This window comes from Sporomusa acidovorans (genome assembly GCF_900101845.1).
Lineage (GTDB): Bacteria > Bacillota > Negativicutes > Sporomusales > Sporomusaceae > Sporomusa > Sporomusa acidovorans.
Genome location: NZ_FNAM01000001.1, coordinates 239,203 through 263,466 on the forward strand (window position 1 = coordinate 239,203; position 24,264 = coordinate 263,466).

A 24,264-nucleotide genomic window follows, 5' to 3' on the forward strand; every position below is an offset into this window, starting at 1 on the left:
TTTTCACCTACTGCCATCAAATATTTTACTAAAGACCGGTTGAATAATCGCCACAACAATAGCGGTCATGGCCAACGGATCGAAGGATATCGTAGTTATGACTATGCGCTCAGGTAATTCAATCTTTAAAAAAGAAACGATCATAACTAAAGAAAGATATACCCCGCCGGCAGTAGATACTAAATCCTGTACAGCATTTGAAAATGGTGATGGTTTGGGCTCAATTTGCGGAGCCGCACTGTCAAAATTAGCACGCAAGCAGCAGACACGCAGCCAAAGAGACCCTAAAATCGCTAAAATAATCAGTACTAATATCATCCAGGTATACACTCAGTAGCCCCCCTTCATTGCCCCTATCAATATATATGGCAAGTGGGTATTGGTTATGAAAAATTTTGTTGTTCGCCAATCTATTGACCGGTGCTTCCGAAGCCGCCTGAACGAACCTCTGCTGCACAATCGTTATCTGCTTTTAAATATTTATAAAATATTCCCTGTGCCACTCTAGTGCCTTTTTTAAGTTCAACAGCTTCAGTCCCATGATTGAAAATAGCAATCATAATATGGCCTTCGTTTTCCATATTGTTGTAATAGTCAGCATCAATAATTCCCTGGCCATTAATCAGGCTTAAGCAATATTTAATGGCCAGTCCCGATCGAATATAAATTCCTAAATATTCGTCATGTTGCATATAGGCTTTGATCCCTGTATGGAGTACGGTAACCCTTCCCGGAAGCAAGGTACTATCGTGAGCAGTGGCCAGATCATACCCGGCGCTTGCTGCTGTTTTACGAATAGGTAAAATGATATCGCAATCTTTATACTGACTAACTACTTCAAAACCCCTGATCATAATATTCTCCTTTTAAATATAAAATTTGGTATTAAGGTTTAATGAATCAACAGGACCTAGAGCGGTAAAACATAATTTTTCAGCAACAAGCATTTGGTCAATTATCTCATTAATATCCGCTAATGTCACATTATCAATTTTTTTTACCACTTCATCTAAAGTAATGAATTTTCCTAAAGTAACTTCCAATTTTCCCATACGCGACATGCGGCTGCTTGAACTTTCTAAGCCAAGCAATAAACTTCCCTTTATTTGCTCCTTGGATTTAATCATTTCCTGCTCATTTATCCCTTTAATTTTAAATTCTCTCAAGTTTTCTATAATAAGATCCAAAACTTGATTGATGTTTCCAGGCCGGGTACCGGCATAAATGGTAAGCAGGCCTGCGTCCTTATAATTATTCTGATAAGAATAAATGGAATAAGCTAAGCCGCGTTCTTCGCGAATAGCCTGAAAAAGTCGCGAGCTTATGCCACCGCCTAAAATATTATTAAAAATATAAACAGGATATATTTGGGGGTTGTCCTGGGATACGCTTAACGTTCCCAAACATACGTTCACTTGTTCAGAATCTTTGTTTATAGTTGTTCTGGCGGGAACAAAAGCCGGAGTTGTTATGTCTATATTCCTTTTTTTGCCTTTAAACTTACCAAAATAACGCTCTGCTAAGCTTACCAAATCTTCATGTGTTATATTGCCGGCGGCAGCAATGACCATATTATCCGGGGTATAAAAATCCTGAAAATACTTAAGAACTAATTCTCGATTAAACCGTTCTATTGAATCGGTTGTTCCTAAAATGTTCCGGCCTAGTGGATGAACCGGCCATACAGAATCAAGATAAATATCGTGGACCAATTCATCCGGTGAATCCTCGTACATATGTACTTCTTCAAGCACAACCTGACGCTCGCGTTCAATATCTTCTTCGGCAAATTTAGATGCCAACAACATATCACTCAGAATATCCATGGCTAAATCAGCGTGGGTATCTAAAATTTTCAGATAATAGCAAGTACATTCTTTAGCTGTAAAAGCATTTAACTGTCCGCCAACTGCGTCAACAGTCTCTGCTATCTCTTTGGCCGAACGCCGGGTGGTTCCTTTAAACATTAGATGCTCAATAAAGTGAGACACTCCATGATTATATTCTTCTTCAAACCTTGACCCAGTTGCAATCCAGACTCCCATAGAAATCGATTTAACATAAGGAATAGTTTCTGACACGATGCGAATGCCATTAGGCAATACTGATTTTTTATACATAAAATCTCCTTTTCATAAAACCAAAATAATCCATTACTACTTTACCCAATTTAGCTTACTGCTGCCTATTTAAACCAATTTGCTAGCATAGTATATTCCTTATTATACCTAAACTTGCCAGAGAAAAAAACAGAGATCTTCGCAATAGCGATTATCTCTGTCAAAATAGAATTTATCAATTATTATTAAAGTATTTTGCAATTCCGGCAAAAATCCCCTGGGCGATTTTATTACGGTAGTTGTCGTCTTGTAACTTGCCGGCCTCGCTGGCATTGCTCACAAACCCCATTTCGACTAAGATACTAGGCATTGAGGTATTACGCAATACATAGAAAGTCGCTGCCGAAGTTCCTTTATCGACTGCACCTGTCTCTTTTATAATATTGTCTTGGACTTCAAGTGCCAATTTAGATGATTTACCACTAGGATAAAATGTCATCGTACCGTATATTGATGGATCTGGGTTAGAATTAGAGTGGATACTAACAAAAATATCCGCATTATTTGTTTCGGCAATATTCACCCTTGCCGCCAGCTCTTGACCTAATGAGCTACCTTCAGGGGCAACTGTGCGGTCACTTTGTCTTGTCATAATTACTTTGGCTCCAGCGGCAGTCAGCTTGTCCCGCAACTTAAGACTTACTGCCAAATTATTATCGGTTTCCCTGGTATTATTCGCTACAGCTCCTGGATTACTGCCACCATGCCCCGGATCAATAACAACGACCTTACCGCGTAAGGCACTACTATCTACAATACTTCCGCTCCCGTCCCGCGGAGGAAGCGGAGTTACCTTTACCGGGCTGTCCGGTAAAGTGGTCGCTGCTTTACCACCACCAAAAATATTCAGTATGGGTCCGAGTATTTTATCAAATAAGAGGCTGAATAATTTGCTGAATACATCTGAGCCGCCATCTGCGGATGAAACAGTGGAGGCTGCCAATGTATCAACAACATTATCTAAAGCAGCCGCATGGCTTACCTGTACAGTGCCTATCACATTAAATACCAAAACCAACAGCATGATAACTGTCATTATTTTTTTGCTATACACAACATACCTCCCAATGTTTGGTTATTATTTTATTTATGGAACGTATCACGTAAGACCGACCAAACCTTGGGGTCTTCTTCGCCAAGTTTCCACATGGCTGCACCGGCAATATCGTATTTAGTAATCAGGGATAGTTTAAACTTAATACTTTCGCTATTCTCAAACCACACGGTATGTGCCACACCGTCTGCTGCCGTATAGCTAAAGTACGGTGATTTAGACATATCATCCCATTGCACAGCTTGTCCATAGCGCTTAGATAGATCCGTAATGGATTTAAAGTCTAAAGACTGTGTTCCTTGGGCTGACCAGTCATAACCATACGCTGCAATACCCAGATATAATTTGTTTTTCGGGATAAACCGCAAAGCATATTTTAGATTATTCTCTACCCAGCGAATATCCGCAATCGGACCTGGACCACTCCATACGCCGTGATTATCGTAAGTCATAATCATGATCTTATCGGCATATTTCGCTAGTGCAGCATAATCATAGGCGGCGGCTACGTCATTGTCTTCATTTTGCTTGGGAAAAACATCAATGGAGACAATATATCCTTGTGGCTTAAGACGTTCAGATAGTTCTTTCATAAACGCCGTCAAATTATCGCGGTCCTCAGCAGGTACCATTTCAAAATCAACATTGATCCCGTCGAGGTTATACTTTTTTATATATGCTTCAAAATTATCAATGGCTTTGGTCCTCAACGCCGGACTGGAGAGGACGGTATGAACCGGCGGCACCGCACCATCCTGTTTAGCATTATTAATAAGAAGTAACACTGTCATGTTCTTTTGCTGAGCAGTACTAACCACGGTTGCGTGATCATTACCGCCTCGGTCAGTCACCGTACCATCAGCTTGTAATGTAGCCCAAAAAGGCGCAATTGTCTTAATTACATTGGCATTATTAATCATGGAATCGAACGAAGCGGTGTCTGTCCCCCACCACTCGGCGTAAAAACCCACAAATTCTTTTGAAGACTGACCATCACTGCCAGAATTGTCTGTAATTCCCGCCTGTGTTAAAGTGTTACCCGTACTGCCCAGCAATTTACCCAGTAACAGGCCAAGAAAAACATCTAGAATTCCTTTACCTGTACTCATGTCATTCTCTGCTTTCGAGCTATTAAGATCAGTAGCCTGAAATAAATCAGAAACTGAAAAAGCATATGCCGGCGTAACTGGCAGCATAATGGTTATCATGAAAGCCATCATGACAAACCAGGAAACATAATTTTTATACTTAATCATATATCACCCTCCATTCAGCATAACAAGACTTGGTTTATGCCAAGTCTTAAGACATAGGCGAAGTTACTTAGTCCTCCAGGGTATAGCATTTTATCCAGAAAAGTTACCTTGTTTCTAGCTGGATAAAAAATGACTAATACCAACCATTGGTAAACAAAAGTCAGCTTCCCTATCCCAATCTCACTCCATAAGCAGATGAATAACAAACAATCACCTACTTATGTAAACATTATACTATCATATTTCGCGCAATTAAGCAATAAAAAAAGCAGGCTATAGCCTGCCTAATTATGCTACTGTAATATATCAGATACTGTCGTTATAGTATAACCTCGTTTTTGAATCTCGGTAATAAGGCCTGGTAATGCCTGCGCTGTTGGTGCCGTTGGATGCATCAAAATAATTGCTCCATTATGGAGTTTTTTTAACACACGTTCTTTAATAACATCAGGCGGCGGACGTTTCCAGTCAATTGTATCAATACTCCACATAATTGTGGTATACTCAAGTTCTTGCGCAGCTAATAAGACCGTATTATTATACTCGCCATACGGCGGCGCATATAAATTGGTTTTTATCCCGGTGACATCGGCCACAAGTTCCTCTGTTTTTATTATTTGTTCTTTATTTTTTTCTTTACTCAAATTATTGGGGTGAGGGTGACTATAGCTATGGTTTCCCAGTTCGTGTCCCCTACTAGCCAAATCCTTGAGTATTTCAGGATATTTCTTACCCCAGCTGCCACCGATAAAAAATGTAATATGAATATTGTTTTCGGCAAGTGTTTTCAGCATATCGGGAAGGTATTCTTCTCCCCAAAATACATTACAAGCTAAAGCAATTTGCGGCTTAGCTGCATTTCCCTGGAACACCGGCGGTGGTATAGGAGCTAGCTGTGTAGAAATTAAAAGGGGTTGCAGGTTGCCTGATAACATGGCAACTGTCATAAAAACACCAACAGCAAAATACATGTACCATGAACGAATTTTTCTCACAATTACCACTTTGCACTGCATTTTGATCAACTCCTGCCAGCTACTACAGTAATACAGTGTATTATACAGAGTACTATTTTATGAGAAAAATTAAAAGACTTGGCTATGCCAAGTCCTCTTATCGCTACTTACTCTCGGCTCCTTCCGGACGGTTTTCTCTTGGTTCTGCCTTTAATAATTCCTTACGTGACAGATTAATACGTCCTTGACGGTCAATCTCAGTTACTTTTACCACAATTTCGTCGCCAACCTTAACAACATCTTCTACTTTTCCCACCCGTTCGCGCGCTAACTGTGAAATGTGTACAAGACCTTCCTTACCAGGAAGAATTTCCACAAATGCGCCAAAATTCATTAAGCGGGTAACTTTACCGGTATAAACGCCACCTACTTCCACGTTGCGCACCAAAGTTTCAATGATGTTTACTGCTTTTTGTCCAGCCTCAACGTCAACAGCGGCAATGAAAACCTTACCATCATCTTCGATGTCGATGGTAACACCTGTTTCCTCGATAATTTTTTTAATTGTCTTGCCGCCTGGCCCAATAACGTCTCTAATTTTATCTGGATCGATTTCCATGGTAATAATACGCGGGGCAAAAGGTGAAAGTTCTTTACGCGGTTCTTTAATAGCCTCAAGCATCTTTCCTAAAATATGCATACGACCGCGTTTGGCCTGTGCCAACGCATCTTGGAAAATCTCCTTGGTAATCCCGGATATTTTCATATCCATCTGCATTGCGGTTACACCTTTCGTTGTACCAGCCACTTTAAAATCCATGTCACCCAGTGCATCTTCCATGCCTTGAATATCAGTTAAGATTGTATAATGATCGCCTTCCTTAACTAACCCCATAGCAACCCCGGACACCGGAGCCTTAATGGGAACGCCTGCATCCATTAAAGATAATGTACTGCCGCAAACACTTCCCATAGAAGTTGAGCCATTGGACTCCAAAACTTCTGATACTAAGCGAATTGTATAGGGAAACTCACTTTCGGAGGGAATAACAGGTAGTAGTGCTCTCTCCGCCAAAGCGCCATGACCAATTTCCCGCCGTCCGGGACCCCGCGAAGGTTTGGTTTCTCCCACGCTAAATGAAGGAAAATTATAATGATGCATATAGCGCTTGGACTCCTCAACCCCAAGGCCATCAAGGATTTGTTCATCACCAATAGCCCCTAAGGTAGTGATAGTAAATACTTGCGTTTGACCACGCGTAAATAGCCCCGAGCCATGAGTCCTTGCTAATAACCCCACTTCGCAAGTGATTGGTCGTACCTCTTCGATTTGACGGCCGTCAGGACGAATTTTATCAATAGTAATCATTTTCCGCACAATTTCTTTGAGAATTTTTTGGAACATATAGTTAATATCTTTTTCATTTTCAGGATATATAGTTAAAAAGTGCTCAGTCGCCTCCACTTTAACCTGCTTGATATTTTCTTCGCGAGCCAGTTTATCTGAATTAGCCACAGCCACTTTTAACTTTTCCGTTATGTATTCACGGATAGCGGTAGCAATCTCAGCCGGAACTTCATAAAGCGGTTTTTCCCTTTTGGTTTTACCAATTTGAGCAATAATATTTTCCTGGAACGCCACAATCTCTTTAATAACTTCATGACCAAATAAAATAGCTTCAAGCATGGTATCTTCAGGCAGTTCATTTGCTCCCGCTTCAACCATTAAAATAGCATCTTTGGTGCCTGCTACGGTTAAATTAAGATCGCTTTTTTCCTGTTGCTCGACCGTAGGGTTTAGAACAAACTGATTATTCAGCAAGCCTACGCGGACGCCGCCAATAGGCCCGTCAAATACGATGTCAGAAATACCCAAAGCACAAGATGCACCAATCATCGCCGGAATATCAGGTGGATTATTTTGATCTACCGACATTACTGTAGCTACTACATGCACATCATTGCGCAGTCCATCGGCAAATAGCGGCCGAATAGGCCGATCAATTAGGCGACCAGCTAAAATAGCGGATTCGCTCGGCCGTCCTTCCCGCTTAATAAAACCACCGGGAATTTTGCCTACTGAATATAAACGTTCTTCATAATCAACCGTTAAAGGGAAAAAATCAATTCCCTGTCTTGGTTCGGCCGATTGAGTTGCCGTTACCAGTACAGCGGTATCGCCATAGCGCACTAATACCGCACCACTGGCCTGTTTTGCCATCTTGCCGGATTCTATGACCAGAGTCCGGCCACCTAGTTCCATTTGGAATTTTTCCATATTTTGTTTTCCTCCTCTGTATAAACCCCTTTTCTTTTAGCAAAGATTAACTGTTCGACATTTTTCTTATTATTCCCTTTTTTATTTTTATTTAACCGAGCAAATAAATAAAAAAGCGGAAAATCCGCTTTTTTATTACTTACGCAAGTTAAGTTTTTCTAGAATCGAACGGTACCGTTCAATATCGCTTTCACGCAGATAATTTAAGAGACCTCTGCGCTGACCGACCATTTTTAATAGACCGCGACGGGAATGATGATCTTTTTTGTGTTCTCTTAAATGTTCAGTTAAATAATTAATACGTTCAGTAAGAATTGCAATCTGAACTTCAGGAGACCCAGTATCATTTACATGTACACGGAATTTTTCAATGAGCTTTTGCTTGCTTTCGGGTGTCAACACGTGGTTCACCTCCTTTTTTGTCTATCCCCATTAGCCAAGATATCGCCGGAGACTCGATTATCCTCGCTATGGTTAATAATGTGATTTTCTCACTAAAATTTATTCTATCATAAAACCAAAAACATGTAAATAAAGAATGATTAAAAATACTGCTTTCTACATAATTCAATATCGGACTGCATCTGTTTTTTAAGCTGCTCAATATCGCTAAAAGCAATTTCTCCCCGAATTCTATCAATAAACTCTATCCTTAACTCCTGACCATAAATACTCTTGTCAAAATCCAATATATGTACTTCGATCCGTTGGGTTTGCCGTGTAAAAGTAGGATTATTGCCAACATTGGCAACTCCATTTAATTTTACACCATCTTGCCTATAAGCGTGAACAGCATAAACCCCGTCAGCCGGAACCAAAAACCCCTGTCTAATCTCCATATTAGCCGTGGGAAAACCCAATTTTCGTCCTCTTTGGTCTCCTCTAATAACCTTACCAGTAATAGTTAATGGTCGTCCAAGCAAAATTGCAGCCTGTTTAACAGCACCGTCTGTAACCAGTTGCCTGATAGCGGTACTGCTGACAATAACTCTCTCCACAGTCACCATATCTACCACATCAACTGTAAAACCGTATTTTTCACCGGCAGCCGTTAAAAGTCGCGGTGTTCCGGTTCCACGATATCCATAGGTAAAGTTAGTGCCAATAATAATATGACGAAGATTAATGTTCGTAACCAGTTTTTCAATAAATTTTTCAGGACTTAGCTGCAAAAGTTCTGTACAAAAAGGAACATTGAATAATATATCAATCCCCAACTCGGAGATTAAAGCGACTTTATCCTGATTTGTTGTAATAAGCGACGGACAGCGTTCTGCGTCCAGTACGCAAAGAGGATGATTACTGAACGTAAAAACCGCACTGGTAACATTTTCCTTTTTTGCCTGTTGCAGAGTACGTCTGATTATCGCCTGATGTCCAATATGAACGCCGTCAAAAGTACCTAAAGCCATATAGACGGAGTGATAATTCTTAATGTTTTCTATCTGGGTAAAGACTTTCATACTTTTTCTGTTTCTCCCTCATTAACGCCTATATTATCTATAACGTTATGGCTCCGTAGATAATATTTTCACCGGACTGAGTATGGCATTGCCTGTCAACTGACATGTTTTTTGACCGATACCAATAAAGTTTTTCTGCCAGTCATACATTTTAACTAAACCAGAATCGCTACAATTACAACAGATACTACGTCCATTCTTAACAGCTTTCGACTCGTGCTCAGCTAAAATTACTGCGGGAAAATGTTTTAGACTAGCATCAGCCTTCTGCACAGCCAGTTCCTTATTAGCGACGATTTCTTCCAGAGTTAACGCCTGTTCTAGCTGAAACTCTCCTACCCTGGTCCTAACCAAAAAACTCATTACCGCTAAACAATTTAACCTCTTGCCAATATCAGAACACAATGTTCGGATATAAGTTCCCTTGGAACAGGTTACATCAAAAACCATACCGTTTTCATGTTCGGTTACAAGCGTAATCGCATCAATAATAATCTTACGTGGTTTTCGTTCAATAATTTCACCTTTTCTTGCCAGTTCATACAATTTCTTACCACCGACTTTAATAGCTGAGTACATCGGCGGTATTTGCTCATTCACTCCGATAAACGAAGCCAGTACAGTTTCTATCTCACTTCGTTGCGGTCGAATATACGAGCAGTTATTGATAACGTTCCCAGTGTCATCGCCAGTATCTGTTTCAAATCCATAAGTAAGCTCGGCCCGGTAACTTTTATCCGCATCGGCAAAATATTCAATAAGTCTGGTTGCATTGCCAATAAAAACCGGCAATACCCCTGCTGCTGCCGGATCCAAAGTCCCGGCATGCCCAACTCTCTTAATTTTATATAAACGCCGAACAAATGACACTACATCATGAGATGTCATGCCAGGAGGCTTAAGTACATTTATTATGCCAGTTTGCATCATTAGCTCCTAAAAACTATTAGCTAATTGCTGCTTCGCTGCTGCAATAACCAGTTGTTTTGCTTTAGCAAGTGGTTTAGTCACCGTACAGCCCGCTGCCCGCGCATGGCCGCCTCCGCCAAAGGCAAGCGCAAGCTGACTGACATCTACTGTTTTTGAACGAAAACTTACTCTTACACTACAATTATCGATTTCTTTAAACATAATGGCAATTTCAACACCTTCAATGTTGCGAGGGTAGTTAATAAAACCTTCTGTATCATCCTTAAAATCAGTCAAAATCTTTTGACACAATGTCAAGGATGCAATTTGCCGATCCTGACCACAATCAATTATTTCAAGTGTCTCCAGCACTTTGGGCAATACTTCGATTACAGCCCGCGGTTTTGTATCAAGATACTCCGAAATAATATGAGGTTTAGCACCTAATGTGACTAATTCTGAAGCAATTTTAAGAGTTTCTGCCGAGGTATTGGCATAACGAAAAAAGCCGCAGTCAGTAGCTATCGCTACAAACAACGCTGTAGCCATACTGCTGGTGATGGTAGCAGTAGCTGCTTTAAGGAGTCTAAAAATTAATTCTCCTGTTGCCGCAACTTGACTATCTATATACCAATACTCAGCAAATTTAAGATTGGATATGTGGTGATCAATATTGAGAATCGGTGCTTTAACAACTTCCTTAACTCTGCCAATCCGCTCTAAATCACTGGCATCAAGAACGACCAGCAAATCAACGTCTGGTAGTACATTTTCCGGTTTTTCGATTTTTTCCCAAGCAGAAAGAAATTTGAAACTTCTGGGAACATCATCATCAAGCAACATAGTAACCGTTTTGCCCTGAGTTACTAAGTAAGCATAAAGTGCAAGCAATGACCCCAACGCATCCCCGTCAGGATGGATATGTGCGGTAAGCACAATATGATTAGCCTCATGTAACAGCTTAGCGCTGTGCTCAATAGATACTTCCATATTGCTATTGATTGCCTTCTTCCTGCTTAATTTTTTGAATAAGTTCCTGGATCCGGGCACTATATTCCAAGGTCTCGTCAAGGTGAAGCGATAATTCCGGTGTAAATCTCATTCTAATTCGTTTGCCAATTTCCGCCCGCACATACCCTAAGGCCTTCGTTAATCCTGCCCAAGTTTCTGCTTTTTGATTGTCATTTCCCATTAGACTGATATATACTTTAGCACTGCGTAGGTCACCCGTAGCCTCTACCCTGGTCACTGTCACAAAGCCAATGCGCGGATCTTTAAGTTCAGTAAGAATTATCTTACTAATTTCTTGTTTAATGAATTCCTGCACCTTTTCTACCCGCAGTTGTCCCATTCATAATTCCTCCACTATCTCAACATGCCTTTAAGCCTTTGGGGCGACCTCTTCCATGGTAAATGCCTCAATAGTGTCGCCTTCTTTAATATCACGAAATTTCTCGATGGTTATACCACATTCGTAGCCTTGTGAAACTTCCTTCACATCATCTTTGAACCGGCGAAGTGATTCAAGCTTGCCTTCATGAACCACAATACCATCACGAATTAATCGCACTTGTGAAGTACTTGTAATTTTTCCTTCAACTACATAGGAACCGGCAACAACTGCTTTCGGAATAGAAATTACCTGCCGCACCTCTACACGTCCTAAGATTACCTCTTTAAACTCAGGTGCCAGCATTCCGGTTATTGCAGCTTCCACATCATTAATAGCATCATAAATAACCCGGTAGAGCCTAATATCAATTTTTTCACTTTCAGCAGCTTTGCGGGCATTGCCATCAGGCCGGACATTAAAGCCAATAATCAGTGCATTGGAAGCCGCTGCCAACATTACATCAGATTCGTTGATCGCACCAACACCGGCATGAACAATGCTTACTCTAACTTCTTTATTTTTGATGTTTAACAACGATTGCCGCAAAGCTTCAATCGAGCCTTGGACATCTGCTTTAATAACGATATTAAGATCTTTTAAATTACCTTCTTGAATTTGTTTAAATAAATCATCAAGAGAGACTTTTTGCGATTGTTTAATTTCCTCGCTGCGTTTCTTGGCTACACGCTTTTCTGCTACAACTCTCGCCGTACGTTCATCTACAGCTACTAAAATATCACCTGCTTCAGGAACATCGGCCAATCCAAGTACTTCTACCGGCGTAGAAGGTTCAGCCTTTTTGATCTTTTCACCACGGTCATTCGTCATTGCCCGTACTTTACCATATGCTGTACCGGCAATAATTGTATCACCAATTCTTAGTGTACCTTTTTGGACCAGGATAGTTGCTACCGGCCCCCGTCCTTTATCAAGCTTGGCCTCAATAATTGTTCCATAAGCAAGACGGTTTGGATTGGCTTTGAGATCAAGCATCTCGGCAACTAATAGAATCATTTCTAAGAGGTCGCTGATGCCCGTTTTTTGATGAGCAGACACCGGTACCATAATAGTCTCGCCGCCCCAATCCTCAGGTATGAGTTGGTGTTCCGCCAACTGCTGCTTAACTCTATCAGGGTTTGCTCCTGGACGGTCAATTTTATTAATAGCAACAATAATTGGCACTCCTGCCGATTTTGCATGATTAATTGCTTCAATCGTCTGAGGCATAACACCATCATCAGCAGCTACTACCAAAATGGCAATATCGGTAACTTGGGCACCGCGTGCCCGCATAGCGGTAAAGGCTTCATGACCAGGTGTATCGAGAAAAACAATTTTCTTTCCTTGGCACATAACCTGATATGCACCAATATGTTGTGTAATCCCACCGGCTTCTTGGGACGTAACATGTGTCTGACGAATAGAGTCTAACAGTGAAGTTTTGCCATGATCAACATGACCCATAACGGTAACAACCGGCGGACGGTAAACTAAATCCCTTTCATCATCTTCAATTTCCGGGATTTCAGTCGGATCTTCCTCAGGGGGGATGGCTTCTACGGCAACGCCAAACTCTCCTCCTAAAATGGTGGCAGTGTCAAAATCAACCTCTTGATTAATACTTGCCATGGTGCCCAGCATCATCAGTTTTTTGATAATTTCACTAACTTCCCGCCCCATTTTGCCGGCAAGATCTTTAACAGTAATGGATTCACCAATTCTAATACTCTTCGGTTTTGGCATCTCAGTTTTAACATGGCTAGCCTGGTTTTTACCTGCTTGTTGATGCTTATGCTGATTAGACCGCTGCCCATTATTTTTATTGCCATGCCCTGGGCCGCCATTATTACGTGAAAAGTTATTAGCGGAACGTCGAATGTTATTTTGGTTCTGCTGGCCTTGCATTCTTGTTTCACTCGTACCAACAGGGCGGTTTTGCGGATGACGTTGTTGCGTATTAGCCTGTTGCGCCGCGGCTTGTGGTCGCTGCTGATTGACGCCCTGACGATTATTAGCTTTGGGCTGATGAGTGTTATTTCCAGGACGATTGCTAAATTGTTGCTGCTGATTATTGTTGCCTGGACGATGATTGATTTGATGTTGCTGACGATCATTTCCTGAATGGTCATGAAACTGTTGTTGTTGATTAGAACGGTTTCCGGAATGTTGTTGCTGATGACTACTACCTAGACGATTATTGGCCTGTTGCTGTTGATTATTGCCGGAACGATTACTGAATGTTTGTTGATTGCTATTAACTGGACGGTTACTGGCAGGTGGCTGCCGGTGGCTGCTATGTTGCCGATTAGGTTCATGGCTAGAAGTTTTTATTTCTTTTGTGGCTTGCGCCGTTTCTCGTTGTTCTGTTCTGGCAGATTGAACAGGCTGTACCGTTGCCGGTGGTACTGTTGTTCCGGTCTTCCTAGCAAACGTTCTCTCGACAGCTACCTTCGCATCTTCATCCACACTACTCATATGATTTTTAGCAACAATGTTATGTCGGCCCAAAATATCTATAATAACCTTACTGGTTGTATTATATTCCTTGGCTAATTCATATACTCTATATTTGGACATTGATCCACCCCCATTTTCTTCTCTCTCATAGGTAGAACTATGCTTTTAGTATCGTAACAATAGGTTTGGTGAAACCCTCATCAGTTACCGCAACAACCGCTCTTAGCGCTTTGCCGATAGCGCCCCCCAATTGCTCTTTAGATAAAGCACAGAACATAGCTATATTCCTTGATTTTGCCAGATGTTGGTATTCTTTTTGGGTACTATCAGAGGCGTCTATAGCAATAATAAGCAACTTAGCTTTTCCCGATTTAATAGCACCCTGTACGCCAAATTCACCTGAAACTATCTTACCGGCCTTTTGAGCCAATCCCAAAAGTGACATAAGTTTTTGTTCATTCATTCTGCAATTCCAGATCTAAGCGCATTATAAACATCCTCGCCAATTTGATGTTTCAGCGCTTTTTCCAGCCGTTTTTCTTTAAACGCTTTTGCCAAGCACTGTTCATTACGGCACATATAGGCACCCCGTCCGGCTTTCTTGCCTGTAGGATCCAAAATAATTTCTCCCTCTGGCGTCCGAACAATTCTCAGCAATTCTTTCTTAATTTTCATTTCCTGACAGCCAACACACATTCTCAGAGGAATTTTTTTTGGCTTCACACCAATTCCTCCTGAGCCGAATCCACAGAAAGCTTCGCTGCTTGTGCAGCTTGTGATTCGCTTTTAATATCAATCTTCCAACCAGTAAGTTTTGCCGCAAGCCTTGCGTTTTGCCCTTCTTTGCCGATTGCCAGCGAAAGCTGATAATCTGGCACAACCACTCTTGACATTTTCTCTGTTTCCTGAATTTCTACCGATATTACCCTGGCGGGACTTAATGCGTTGGCAATATATTTTGCTGGATCGGTATTCCATTTAACAATATCAATTTTTTCACCTTTGAGTTCATTAACAATAGTTTGTACCCGCATACCTTTATGACCGACGCAGGCTCCCACTGGATCAACGGTTTCATCGCGCGAGTAGACCGCAATCTTAGACCGTAGGCCAGGTTCACGCGCTACTGATTTTAACTCCACAACACCATCGTGAATTTCTGGTACTTCTAATTCAAATAACCGTTTTAAAAGACCGGGATGCGTTCTAGATACCAGTATCTGCGGCCCTTTGGTAGTCTTTTTTACTTCAACTATGTATGTTTTTAGTCTATCATTATGTTTATAAACTTCGTCGGGGATTTGTTCAGAAGGAGCCAAAATGGCCTCTGCCTTCCCCAAATCAATGTAGACATTTTTTTGTTCAATACGTTGTACAATTCCTGTTACAATATCGCTTTCCCGATTGGAAAATTCCTCATAAATCATACCCCGCTCAGCTTCCCGAATACGTTGAACAACAACTTGTTTGGCAGTTTGAGCGGCAATTCTCCCAAAATTTTTCGGAGTTACTTCCAGTTCAACGATATCCTCCAGTTCGTACCGTGGATCAATCGCTTTGGCTTCGCTAAGTGACAATTCCAAACGAGCATCATTGACCTCATCCACGACATTTTTTCGAGCATAAACATGGATTTCTCCGGTAGATCTATCCAAAGATACCCTTACATTCTGGGCTGAGCCAAAATTACGCTTATACGCTGAAATTAAAGCCGCTTCAATTGCATCGAACAGGACTTCAGGTGCAATTCCCTTTTCTCTTCCTAACTGTTCAAATGCCTGCATAAATTCTGCATTCATAAAATTCCCCCCTTATTCAATTTTCCATGCTAGAATTCTATGTGAAGTCTGATCTGTGCAGTCTTTTCCCTTGGAATACATACAGTTTGCCCATCAATATCAAGCTGAATATTTCCATCGACCAAACCAATCAGATTTCCCACAATTAATTTTTGACCGTCGATTGGCTCATAAGATTTTACCTCAACCTTATCACCTGCATGACGAATAAAATCACGTTCCTTTCTAAGCGGACGGTCAAGACCTGGCGAAGACACCTCCAGATAGTAATGATCTTTTATTAAGTTGGCTTCGTCCAGCTTGGCTTCAAGCTGTTCACTTACCCACTGACAATCATCAATCTCGATGCCTGTCTCTTTGTCAATAAACACTCTTAGATACCAGTCCCGCTCCTTAGTATATTCCACATCAACCAGCTCGAGATCACTTTTGGCAATAATTTCTGAAACAATAGTTTCGACAACTGCTTCTATTTTTTCTTGCGACACAATAGATTAACACCTCCAACAGGGACTTTATAAGCCGAATCCTCTTACTTCTTATTGTTTCCTAATATTCTAACCCTCATACCTAATTATGGTAAGACTGACTAGTGCTGAAATACGATGAAAGAGTGGGTGCTTAATACCCACTCTTAAAAAATCAAATCCCCTTTATACACTCATCTATTATACCATTAAAATGGTAATGTTACAACCAACAATTTCTTGTAATTTTTTTAGGCAAACAATCTAATTTGATCGGTATCATCCATCCCATCCAGGCAGCCATGATTTTTAAGAATTTCTATAACAGTTTTCGATACTCTGCTGCGATTACGTAAATCTTCTATTGAGGAAAAGCTCTTTTCCTGACGGGCCGTCACAATGTTGCGAGCGGCGGACACACCTACCCCTTGTAAGGAGCCCAGCGGAGGTAAAAGTCCATTATCAACAATCTGAAATTTTTCCGCATCAGATTTATATAAATCCACCTTATGAAAAACAAAACCTCGTAAGTACAGCTCATGTGCCATTTCTAAAATTGTCTGGATACTCTTTTCTTTTACAGAAAGTGTATTTCCTTTTTCCTCTAATAAGGTAAGTTCATCTTTAATTACTTTATCTCCTTTTACAATCATATCTGCGTCAAAATCAGTAGCTCTTACAGTAAAATAGGCGGCATAAAATGCGAGTGGGTAATGCACTTTGCAGTACGCTATCCGGAAAGCCATCATAACATAAGCTACAGCATGAGCCTTAGGAAACATATATTTGATTTTCTGGCAGGACTCAATATACCATTCTGGAACATTTTTAGCCCGCATTTTTTCAACATCGTCCGGTTTAACACCTTTGCCTTTACGTACACATTCCATAATTTTAAAAGCAACTTGCGGATCAACGCCCTTATGAATAAGAAAGAGCATGATATCATCGCGGGCAGAAATAGCCTCGGAAAGCTTTGCTGTTCCACTCCTGATAAGATCCTGGGCATTATTTAGCCATACGTCTGTTCCATGAGAAAAGCCACTGATTCGGACCAGTTCGCTAAAGGTTTTAGGTTTAGTGTCCTCAAGCATTTGCCTGACAAACTTAGTTCCGAACTCTGGAATCCCAAATGTGGCAACTGTACTATTGAGATCTTCCGGCGTAAGGTTGAGCGCCTCGGTTGATGAAAATAAACTCATCGTCGCGGCATCATCCAAAGGAATTGTTTTCGCATCAATATGCGTCAAATCTTCCAGCATTCTAATTACGGTCGGGTCGTCATGTCCTAGAATGTCAAGTTTTACCAAACGGCTACTAATGGAGTGATAATCAAAATGAGTTGTAATTGTGGACGAATTCTTATCATCTGCCGGATATTGAATTGGTGTAAAATGATGTACATCCATGTCTCTAGGCACAACCATAATACCACCAGGATGCTGACCGGTAGTACGCTTTACACCCGTACATCCTGCTAAAAGGCTGTTAATATGCGCATTACGGGCATTACAACCTTTGTCATTTAAATAATTTTTTACAAAACCATAAGCTGTTTTTTCGGCAATAGTAGCAATGGTTCCCGCTCTGAACACATTATCGCGGCCAAACAATTCTTCAGTATATTTATGAGCAACCGGCTGATAGTCACCGGAAAAGTTAAGATCAATATCAGGTACTTTATCACCATGAAAACCCATAAATACGGCAAAAGGAATATCGTGGCCGTTTTTTTCCATTTTTATGTGACAATTAGGGCAACTTTTATCTGGCAGATCAAAACCCCCACCGTAGCTCCCGTCTGTTATAAATTCACTGTAGCAACATTTTTTGCAACGCCAATGTGGCGGCAACGGATTAACTTCGGTAATTCCTGTCATCGTAGCAACAAAAGAAGATCCTACCGATCCCCTGGATCCGACCAGATATCCATCATCCATCGATTTTTTTACAAGCTTATGGGCTATAAAATATAACACGGCAAAACCATGATTAATAATCGAATTGAGTTCATTCTCCAGGCGTTTAGAAACAATTTCCGGTAAAGGCGAACCGTAGAGTTGCTCAGCTCTTTGATATGCCATAGATTTAATTTCTTCCTCTGCGCCGGGAATCTGCGGCGAATACAATTCCTCAGGAATAGGTTTGATGTTTTCTATCAAATCATTGATACATTTGGGAGTTTCTACGACAACCTCATAGGCTTTCTCAGCTCCAAGGTAGCTAAACTCAGCCAGCATTTCCTCAGTTGTCCTAAGAAAGAGCGGCGGTTGTTTATCGGCATCATCATAACCTTGACCAGCCATAAGAATTCGACGATATATCTCATCTTCCGGATTCAAGAAATGTACATCACAGGTAGCTGCAACCGGCTTACCTAGCTTTCCCCCAAGCTCACAAACTTTTCGATTGATATCCCGCAAACCTTCTTCATCTGCAACCTTACCCTTGCGCAGCAAAAACTCATTATTGCCGATAGGTTGAATTTCTAAATAGTCGTAATAATTAGCAATCGCAATTAATTCTTCCTCACTAGCACCATTAACCATGGCATGAATCAATTCCCCGGCTTCGCACGCCGAACCCAATAATAATCCCTCACGGTAGTCATTTAGTATCACACGCGGTATCCGCGGCGTGCGGTGTAGATATCTAAGATGCGATATGGAAACCAAGCGGTACAAGTTACGAAGGCCAACATTATTTTGAGCCAAAATGATAATATGTCGAGCCTGATTAATGTCATCATCAAACAAGTAGCCTTCCATGCCGTATATTACTTTGATACCAGCGCTAGTCGCTTCCTCAAAAGCTTCAGGAAACGCCTGCACGACTCCATGGTCGGTAATCGCAATAGCAGGATGCCCCCATTTAGCAGCCGTCTTTATCAATTTTTTTGCAGAAACAACAGCATCAAGCGCACTCATACGGGTATGAGCGTGTAATTCGATTCGACGAACAGGAGCATTATCTTGTCGTTCGTCTTTTTTTGCTGCCCGACACATACTATCTGTAAATAGAACTAATTCATTAGCAAATCGATCATATTGAACTGTACCTTTAACGAATACTTGCATACCGTTTTTTATATTGCCGGCGGCTTTATCAAACTGCTCTTTATTATCAAAAAAGGCTTTACCGCTTATACCGTCAGTGGAATCAACAAGGTCGTAGGTTAGCAAAAACCTTCCTGATTTTAATTCTTTTAATTCATGGTTAGTAATCTCACCGGTCACTATTATATTGCGTGCTTCTTCCTGAATAGTGTTTAGCGGCTGAACCGCATCAGTTGCTCCCCGAATATTGCGTCCAAATATAATTGGATTATCGTTAACTTTCGGTTTATCCTGTATTTTATCCTGTACAGCAACCGTTTCTGTAAGCGCTTCTTTATATTCAGGCGTTAAAAAAGCATCATCACATTCAGGTAGTTCTTCGATTTTTGAACTTAAGAATTTTACTTCGCAAATACAGCCAAATTCACGGAGAATATAGGTCTTTATTTGCCGTTCTATGCCACGCTCTTCCAGGATAGCTGTTGACAATCCCCCAACGGTTTCAATGGTAAGTGTTTTTTCATCATATGTCCACGCAGCATGTAACAGCAAATGCTTCGTAGCATAATGACCATCTGCAATCTGTTCAACAAACTCCGGCCAGTTGCTGGTCAAATATTGCTGTAACTCTTTAATTTGTTGATTAAAAACAACCTTAGTTAAACCGCATCGTCGGCAAAGATATTCTGCTGCAATATTAATTGCCTGTTCAGGAATCGGTTTGGCAGCAATAACATAGATAATCCATTTCTTAACTAACGGATTGACTTCAACCTTACTTACTTGCGTTGTTCTCAGTAATTCCCGGCTAACCTTGTCGACCGGTAATTGATCTACAAATTGAAAAAAGCCCTGACAGTTTTCCGGTATAATACAATAACTAGACATCGAACCTCTCCCATCATAACAGCTCACCATTATTTTACCACGACTTATCAATGGAAAGCACACCATCAATTTCGGTCAGTTCTGCGAATATCTTTATCATATCTGTGTCTGCCGGCATTATTAAGACAAACTCAAGGTTTATCACTTTTTGTTCAAGTATATGGTGCATGGTTACATTCTTAATACTGATATTATGTTGGCCAAAAAATAAGGCGATTCTCCCAAGCTGCCCTGGTTGATCCCGCACGACAATCTTAATTCTATTACGGTATCTATTCCAATGGCGCCGCTCCATTTGTCCAAATAGCACTAATGTTAAGAATACCAGAGCGGTACCGGCAATACCTACAAAAAATAAACCGCTGCCAATTGCTAAGCCAATCCCTGCCACAACCCACAAACTAGCTGCCGTAGTAAGCCCTGTTACTGTCAAACCTTCGCGCAAAATGGTACCGGCACCTAAAAAACCAATGCCGCTGACTACCTGCGCCGCAATCCGTCCAGGATCCTTATTAACAGTTTCATAATTAGCAAATCCATAAATTGATACAAGCATGATCAAAGCCGAACCAACACAAACTAAAATGTGAGTACGCAATCCCGCTGGGCGCTCTAAGTTCTCTCGCTCAAAGCCGATTAACCCTCCAAGAATACAGGAAATCACCAGTCGCAAAACAATATCGGTTTCACTAATTGGCGGCATATTCTCACCCCTCGATACATTATAGCCAAAAAGACGTGATCGCAAGTATCACGCCTTAAATCAGCTTACGGTTTCAGCAGCAGCATTTTGGCTTATTAAAGTGCTTTATTATCGATAAGTATCTTTCTTGTGTGACGCATAAGTTTGGACAAACAAACTTTTACTTGTTTGTCGCTTTATTAATTTTATCAATTTCCGCAAAAAGGGCACTCACAAGCTCATTTTCCGGTACTTTACGAATAATCTCGCCTTTGCTGAATAATAAACCTTCATTTTTACCGCCGGCAATACCGACATCAGCATCTTTGGCTTCTCCCGGTCCGTTCACAACGCAGCCCATTACTGCTACGGTAATAGGAGTTTTCATGGATCTAAGCTTGGCCTCTACCGTCTCAGCAACATCAATCAAGTTAATTCGGCAACGCCCACAGGTAGGACAGGATACAAGTGTAGGTCCAAATCTACGTAACCCTAGGGATTTTAGAATTTCATTAGCAACATGGACTTCTTCTACCGGGTCCCCAGTTAATGATACACGGATTGTATCGCCAATTCCCTGGGCTAATAATGCTCCAATACCTACCGCCGACTTTATGACACCTGTGCGAATTGTTCCGGCTTCGGTAATGCCTAAATGCAACGGATAATCTACAGCTTCTGACATTAGCTGATAAGCCCTCACAGTAAGGGGAACATCATGCGCTTTTAGCGATATTTTAATTTCATGGAAATTGTGGCTTTCCAATATAGCAATATGATGTAGAGCACTTTCAACCATAGCCTCGGGTGTCGGGTGTCCACCATGCTTGGCAAGAATTTCTTTGCTAAGTGATCCGGCGTTAACCCCTATTCGAATAGGTATTTGGCGTTTTTTCGCTTCTTTAACAACGGCTGTCACATGATCGGCCTCACCAATATTCCCCGGATTTAATCTGAGGCCGTCAACACCACGTTCCATAGCGGCAATAGCTAAACGGTAATCAAAATGAATATCGGCAATTAGCGGCACTTCAATTGCTTTTTTTATTTGTTCGATGGCCTGAGCAGCCGCCATATCCGGTACGGCGACACGGACGATATCACAGCCGGCATCGGTAAGTCGTTTAATTTGTGCCACCGTATCATCAATATTGTCTGTACGGGTATTGGTCATAGATTGAACTGCAATGGGAGCACTGCCGCCAACAAATAGTTTGCCAATTTGCACTGCTCGTGTTTTCTTACGCAGCATTTCTTTATCACCAGCTTAAAACAATTTTAATCGCGCTATATCTTTAAAAGTAGCGACAACAAATAGCAGCATGAGCAAAGCAAAACCAATCATTTGTATAAACTGCATTTGGCTGTTGCTAAGCGGTTTTCCTCTGATACCTTCCACAGCTAAGGTGACAACATGCCCGCCATCTAGTACCGGCACAGGCAAAAGATTAATTAGACCCAAATTTATACTCAAAAAAGCAGCAAATTGCAGCAAGGGAATAATACCAAGCTGGGCAACTTCCCCTGCCATTTGGGCAACACCGATTGGTCCGGCGACATCAGCTGCCGTTTTACCGGTAACCATTTCACCGATACCAACCAGCATCACTTGGGCCACAGTAATTGTTTGTTTTACGGCCAAACTGGCAGATTCCAGTATCCCTGGTTGATATTTATCAATCTGTGGGGTTACACCAATAATTCCCCTTTTACCTTTTTCCTCATACTCAGGAGTAAGCACCGATGTTTTACCAGTTTCGGCACCCCGCGCAAAAGTTATTGTCAACTTAGTACCTGCATTAACCTGAATAACACTAACAAATTGTCGCCAAGAATCTATTGATTTGCCATTTACTGCTGTTATCCTGTCGCCAGGCAGTAAACCAGCTACAGCGGCGGGTTTATCAGGAAAAACATTCCCGATTATAGGTTGATTGGAAGGAGTATCAATTCCTGCGCTCACAAAGACAATAAACAATAAAATTATCGGTAAGACAAAATTCATGGCTGATCCGGCTATAATCACCAACATTCTAGCCCAGATAGGCTTAGCACTAAAGGATCGCTCATCTTGTTCCTCCCCGGGATCCATGCCGGCAATTTTATTAAAACCACCTAATGGTATAATGCGGATAGAGTAGTCCGTTTCACCAATTTTTTTACTTATCAATTTCGGTCCAAAGCCAATAGCAAATTCATCCACTCTCATACCTACACTTTTAGCAGTAATAAAGTGGCCTAACTCATGAAATAGAATGAGTAAACCGAAAACAAAAATAGTTGCAATAACAGTAGACAATTTTTCACCAACCTTTACTATTTTCGTAAATCTTTTACTGCCAGGTGTGCAGACCGCCGAGCCCATTCATCAGCCAAATAAATCTGCTCTAAATTAGGAACGGTAACACAGGTATGTTGTTTCATAGTATAACGTATTACCTGAGCGATATCAAGAAAGCTTATCTCACCATTCAGAAATGCGTAAACAGCGACTTCATTAGCCGCATTAAAAACACAGGGCATGGTCCCGCCCCTCTTTCCGGCACTATATGCTAACTTTAGTGCTGAAAAGCATTCCATATCAGGTTGGGCAAAAGTGAGTGCGGACAAGGCGGTAAAGTCCAAGCGGGGAAATTGTGACGAGAGTCGTTCAGGATGAGATAATGCGTATTGTATAGGCAGACGCATATCAGGCATTCCTAATTGAGCCATAACACTACCATCCATAAATTCGACCATAGAATGAATAATACTTTGAGGATGAACGCAAACATGAATATTGTCAAGATCTACGTTAAATAACCATTTAGCCTCAATGACTTCCAATCCTTTATTGGCTAATGTTGCTGAATCAACAGTGATCTTGCGCCCCATAGTCCAGTTGGGATGCTTTAGACATTGCTCAATCGTAACCTTTTTCAAGTTATCTAAAGAATATCCAAAAAATGGCCCACCGGACGCCGTTAAAATTATCCGGGCAATTTGGTTCTTATCCTCCCCATTTAGGCATTGAAAAATAGCACTATGTTCACTGTCAACAGGAGAAATACTCACATTATATTTTTGGGCCAAGGCCATAATGATTTCGCCGGCAGCTACTAAAGTTTCCTTATTAGCAAGAGCAATATTTTTTTTAGCCTCAATAGCAGCAACAGTTGGTTTCAGTCCGGCAAAGCCAACCAGTGATGTCAAAACCGTATCTGTCTGAGAAAAGGTTGCAGCTTCAATTAGTCCATCCTCACCTGTTAAAATCCTGGTTTTACCATGATATGTATTTATCAAGCGGTCAGCTGCAGTTTTATCAATGATGACTGCAATCTCAGGCTTAAAATATTCAATTTGCTCTTTGAGTAATTGGTCATTTTGATAGGCAGCTAAAGCAGTGATCTTATAGCGGTCCGTATTAGCAGCAACTACATCTAAAGCTTGCGTACCAATTGAGCCGGTACTTCCTAAAATTGCAATATACTTCATATAGCTTCTCCA

At 41.2% G+C, this 24,264-nt stretch carries 22 protein-coding genes; all 22 read right to left on the bottom strand.

Going from position 1 to position 24,264, the window contains the following annotated elements:
• Nucleotides 1-3: 3 nt before the first annotated feature.
• Nucleotides 4-330 carry a hypothetical protein gene (locus BLR65_RS01280; RefSeq protein WP_093791651.1) on the bottom strand — a complete coding sequence of 109 codons (327 nt, stop codon included), beginning with the start codon at nucleotides 328-330 and terminating at the stop codon, nucleotides 4-6.
• 80 nt (nucleotides 331-410) lie between these two features.
• Complete coding sequence (gene dut, locus BLR65_RS01285; protein ID WP_093791653.1) at nucleotides 411-857, bottom strand: dUTP diphosphatase; 447 nt, start codon at nucleotides 855-857, stop codon at nucleotides 411-413.
• Between the two features lie 9 nt (nucleotides 858-866).
• Nucleotides 867-2,120, bottom strand: a complete 1,254-nt coding sequence (locus tag BLR65_RS01290) for a M16 family metallopeptidase (protein ID WP_093791654.1) — start codon at nucleotides 2,118-2,120, stop codon at nucleotides 867-869.
• A gap of 175 nt (nucleotides 2,121-2,295) precedes the next feature.
• Nucleotides 2,296-3,174 (bottom strand): N-acetylmuramoyl-L-alanine amidase family protein, encoded by an 879-nt coding sequence (locus BLR65_RS01295; RefSeq protein ID WP_093791656.1) that lies wholly within the window; start codon nucleotides 3,172-3,174, stop codon nucleotides 2,296-2,298.
• 29 nt (nucleotides 3,175-3,203) lie between these two features.
• Nucleotides 3,204-4,430: a glycosyl hydrolase family 18 protein gene (locus tag BLR65_RS01300; RefSeq protein WP_093791658.1), complete on the bottom strand. Its 1,227-nt coding sequence runs from the start codon at nucleotides 4,428-4,430 to the stop codon at nucleotides 3,204-3,206.
• A 293-nt stretch (nucleotides 4,431-4,723) separates the two neighbouring features.
• Nucleotides 4,724-5,446, bottom strand: a complete 723-nt coding sequence (locus BLR65_RS01305) for a polysaccharide deacetylase family protein (RefSeq protein WP_093791660.1) — start codon at nucleotides 5,444-5,446, stop codon at nucleotides 4,724-4,726.
• Between the two features lie 103 nt (nucleotides 5,447-5,549).
• A complete protein-coding gene (locus BLR65_RS01310; RefSeq protein ID WP_093791662.1) occupies nucleotides 5,550-7,664 on the bottom strand; it encodes a polyribonucleotide nucleotidyltransferase in 2,115 nt (704 codons plus the stop codon).
• 135 nt (nucleotides 7,665-7,799) lie between these two features.
• Nucleotides 7,800-8,066 (bottom strand): 30S ribosomal protein S15, encoded by a 267-nt coding sequence (gene rpsO / locus BLR65_RS01315; protein ID WP_093791664.1) that lies wholly within the window; start codon nucleotides 8,064-8,066, stop codon nucleotides 7,800-7,802.
• A gap of 140 nt (nucleotides 8,067-8,206) precedes the next feature.
• Nucleotides 8,207-9,127 (bottom strand): bifunctional riboflavin kinase/FAD synthetase, encoded by a 921-nt coding sequence (locus BLR65_RS01320; RefSeq protein ID WP_093791666.1) that lies wholly within the window; start codon nucleotides 9,125-9,127, stop codon nucleotides 8,207-8,209.
• Between the two features lie 45 nt (nucleotides 9,128-9,172).
• Nucleotides 9,173-10,057: a tRNA pseudouridine(55) synthase TruB gene (gene truB / locus BLR65_RS01325; RefSeq protein ID WP_249030679.1), complete on the bottom strand. Its 885-nt coding sequence runs from the start codon at nucleotides 10,055-10,057 to the stop codon at nucleotides 9,173-9,175.
• 6 nt (nucleotides 10,058-10,063) lie between these two features.
• Nucleotides 10,064-11,026, bottom strand: a complete 963-nt coding sequence (locus tag BLR65_RS01330) for a DHH family phosphoesterase (protein WP_093791670.1) — start codon at nucleotides 11,024-11,026, stop codon at nucleotides 10,064-10,066.
• A gap of 4 nt (nucleotides 11,027-11,030) precedes the next feature.
• Nucleotides 11,031-11,387, bottom strand: coding sequence for a 30S ribosome-binding factor RbfA (rbfA, locus tag BLR65_RS01335; RefSeq protein WP_093791672.1), 357 nt, complete (start codon nucleotides 11,385-11,387; stop codon nucleotides 11,031-11,033).
• 30 nt (nucleotides 11,388-11,417) lie between these two features.
• Complete coding sequence (infB, locus tag BLR65_RS01340; protein ID WP_093791674.1) at nucleotides 11,418-14,006, bottom strand: translation initiation factor IF-2; 2,589 nt, start codon at nucleotides 14,004-14,006, stop codon at nucleotides 11,418-11,420.
• 37 nt (nucleotides 14,007-14,043) lie between these two features.
• Entirely contained in the window at nucleotides 14,044-14,349 is a 306-nt protein-coding gene (locus BLR65_RS01345) for a L7Ae/L30e/S12e/Gadd45 family ribosomal protein (protein WP_093791676.1), read from the bottom strand.
• Nucleotides 14,346-14,609 (bottom strand): RNase P modulator RnpM, encoded by a 264-nt coding sequence (gene rnpM, locus BLR65_RS01350; protein ID WP_169716859.1) that lies wholly within the window; start codon nucleotides 14,607-14,609, stop codon nucleotides 14,346-14,348. The genes BLR65_RS01345 and rnpM overlap by 4 nt, the downstream gene beginning before the upstream one ends.
• The gene (gene nusA, locus BLR65_RS01355) at nucleotides 14,606-15,685 is read right to left on the bottom strand and encodes a transcription termination factor NusA (protein WP_093791678.1); all 1,080 of its coding nucleotides are present in this window, start codon (nucleotides 15,683-15,685) and stop codon (nucleotides 14,606-14,608) included. Before nusA ends, rnpM begins: the two co-directional genes overlap by 4 nt.
• 29 nt (nucleotides 15,686-15,714) lie before the next feature.
• Nucleotides 15,715-16,173, bottom strand: a complete 459-nt coding sequence (locus tag BLR65_RS01360) for a ribosome maturation factor RimP (RefSeq protein WP_093791680.1) — start codon at nucleotides 16,171-16,173, stop codon at nucleotides 15,715-15,717.
• A gap of 230 nt (nucleotides 16,174-16,403) precedes the next feature.
• Nucleotides 16,404-20,096 (bottom strand): PolC-type DNA polymerase III, encoded by a 3,693-nt coding sequence (locus tag BLR65_RS01365; RefSeq protein ID WP_093791682.1) that lies wholly within the window; start codon nucleotides 20,094-20,096, stop codon nucleotides 16,404-16,406.
• A 34-nt stretch (nucleotides 20,097-20,130) separates the two neighbouring features.
• On the bottom strand, nucleotides 20,131-20,799 hold the full coding sequence (locus BLR65_RS01370; protein ID WP_093791684.1) for an MgtC/SapB family protein: 669 nt from the start codon (nucleotides 20,797-20,799) through the stop codon (nucleotides 20,131-20,133).
• 160 nt (nucleotides 20,800-20,959) lie between these two features.
• On the bottom strand, nucleotides 20,960-22,030 hold the full coding sequence (gene ispG / locus BLR65_RS01375; RefSeq protein ID WP_093791686.1) for a flavodoxin-dependent (E)-4-hydroxy-3-methylbut-2-enyl-diphosphate synthase: 1,071 nt from the start codon (nucleotides 22,028-22,030) through the stop codon (nucleotides 20,960-20,962).
• 15 nt (nucleotides 22,031-22,045) lie between these two features.
• Nucleotides 22,046-23,143, bottom strand: a complete 1,098-nt coding sequence (rseP, locus tag BLR65_RS01380) for an RIP metalloprotease RseP (protein ID WP_093791688.1) — start codon at nucleotides 23,141-23,143, stop codon at nucleotides 22,046-22,048.
• Entirely contained in the window at nucleotides 23,095-24,252 is a 1,158-nt protein-coding gene (locus BLR65_RS01385; protein WP_093791690.1) for a 1-deoxy-D-xylulose-5-phosphate reductoisomerase, read from the bottom strand. The genes rseP and BLR65_RS01385 overlap by 49 nt, the downstream gene beginning before the upstream one ends.
• Nucleotides 24,253-24,264 lie beyond the last annotated feature (12 nt).

Bases quoted from the DNA above. Each gene is read 5' to 3' on its own strand.
- BLR65_RS01330 (WP_093791670.1), bottom strand. From the start codon at position 11,026: ATGGAAGTATCTATTGAGCACAGCGCTAAGCTGTTACATGAGGCTAAT.
- ispG (WP_093791686.1), bottom strand. From the start codon at position 22,030: ATGCTGCGTAAGAAAACACGAGCAGTGCAAATTGGCAAACTATTTGTT.
- BLR65_RS01290 (WP_093791654.1), bottom strand. From the start codon at position 2,120: ATGTATAAAAAATCAGTATTGCCTAATGGCATTCGCATCGTGTCAGAA.
- BLR65_RS01345 (WP_093791676.1), bottom strand. From the start codon at position 14,349: ATGAATGAACAAAAACTTATGTCACTTTTGGGATTGGCTCAAAAGGCC.
- BLR65_RS01365 (WP_093791682.1), bottom strand. From the start codon at position 20,096: ATGTCTAGTTATTGTATTATACCGGAAAACTGTCAGGGCTTTTTTCAA.
- BLR65_RS01305 (WP_093791660.1), bottom strand. From the start codon at position 5,446: ATGCAGTGCAAAGTGGTAATTGTGAGAAAAATTCGTTCATGGTACATG.
- BLR65_RS01370 (WP_093791684.1), bottom strand. From the start codon at position 20,799: ATGCCGCCAATTAGTGAAACCGATATTGTTTTGCGACTGGTGATTTCC.
- BLR65_RS01385 (WP_093791690.1), bottom strand. From the start codon at position 24,252: ATGAAGTATATTGCAATTTTAGGAAGTACCGGCTCAATTGGTACGCAA.
- BLR65_RS01320 (WP_093791666.1), bottom strand. From the start codon at position 9,127: ATGAAAGTCTTTACCCAGATAGAAAACATTAAGAATTATCACTCCGTC.
- BLR65_RS01310 (WP_093791662.1), bottom strand. From the start codon at position 7,664: ATGGAAAAATTCCAAATGGAACTAGGTGGCCGGACTCTGGTCATAGAA.
- nusA (WP_093791678.1), bottom strand. From the start codon at position 15,685: ATGAATGCAGAATTTATGCAGGCATTTGAACAGTTAGGAAGAGAAAAG.
- rbfA (WP_093791672.1), bottom strand. From the start codon at position 11,387: ATGGGACAACTGCGGGTAGAAAAGGTGCAGGAATTCATTAAACAAGAA.
- rseP (WP_093791688.1), bottom strand. From the start codon at position 23,143: ATGGGCTCGGCGGTCTGCACACCTGGCAGTAAAAGATTTACGAAAATA.
- infB (WP_093791674.1), bottom strand. From the start codon at position 14,006: ATGTCCAAATATAGAGTATATGAATTAGCCAAGGAATATAATACAACC.
- truB (WP_249030679.1), bottom strand. From the start codon at position 10,057: ATGATGCAAACTGGCATAATAAATGTACTTAAGCCTCCTGGCATGACA.
- BLR65_RS01300 (WP_093791658.1), bottom strand. From the start codon at position 4,430: ATGATTAAGTATAAAAATTATGTTTCCTGGTTTGTCATGATGGCTTTC.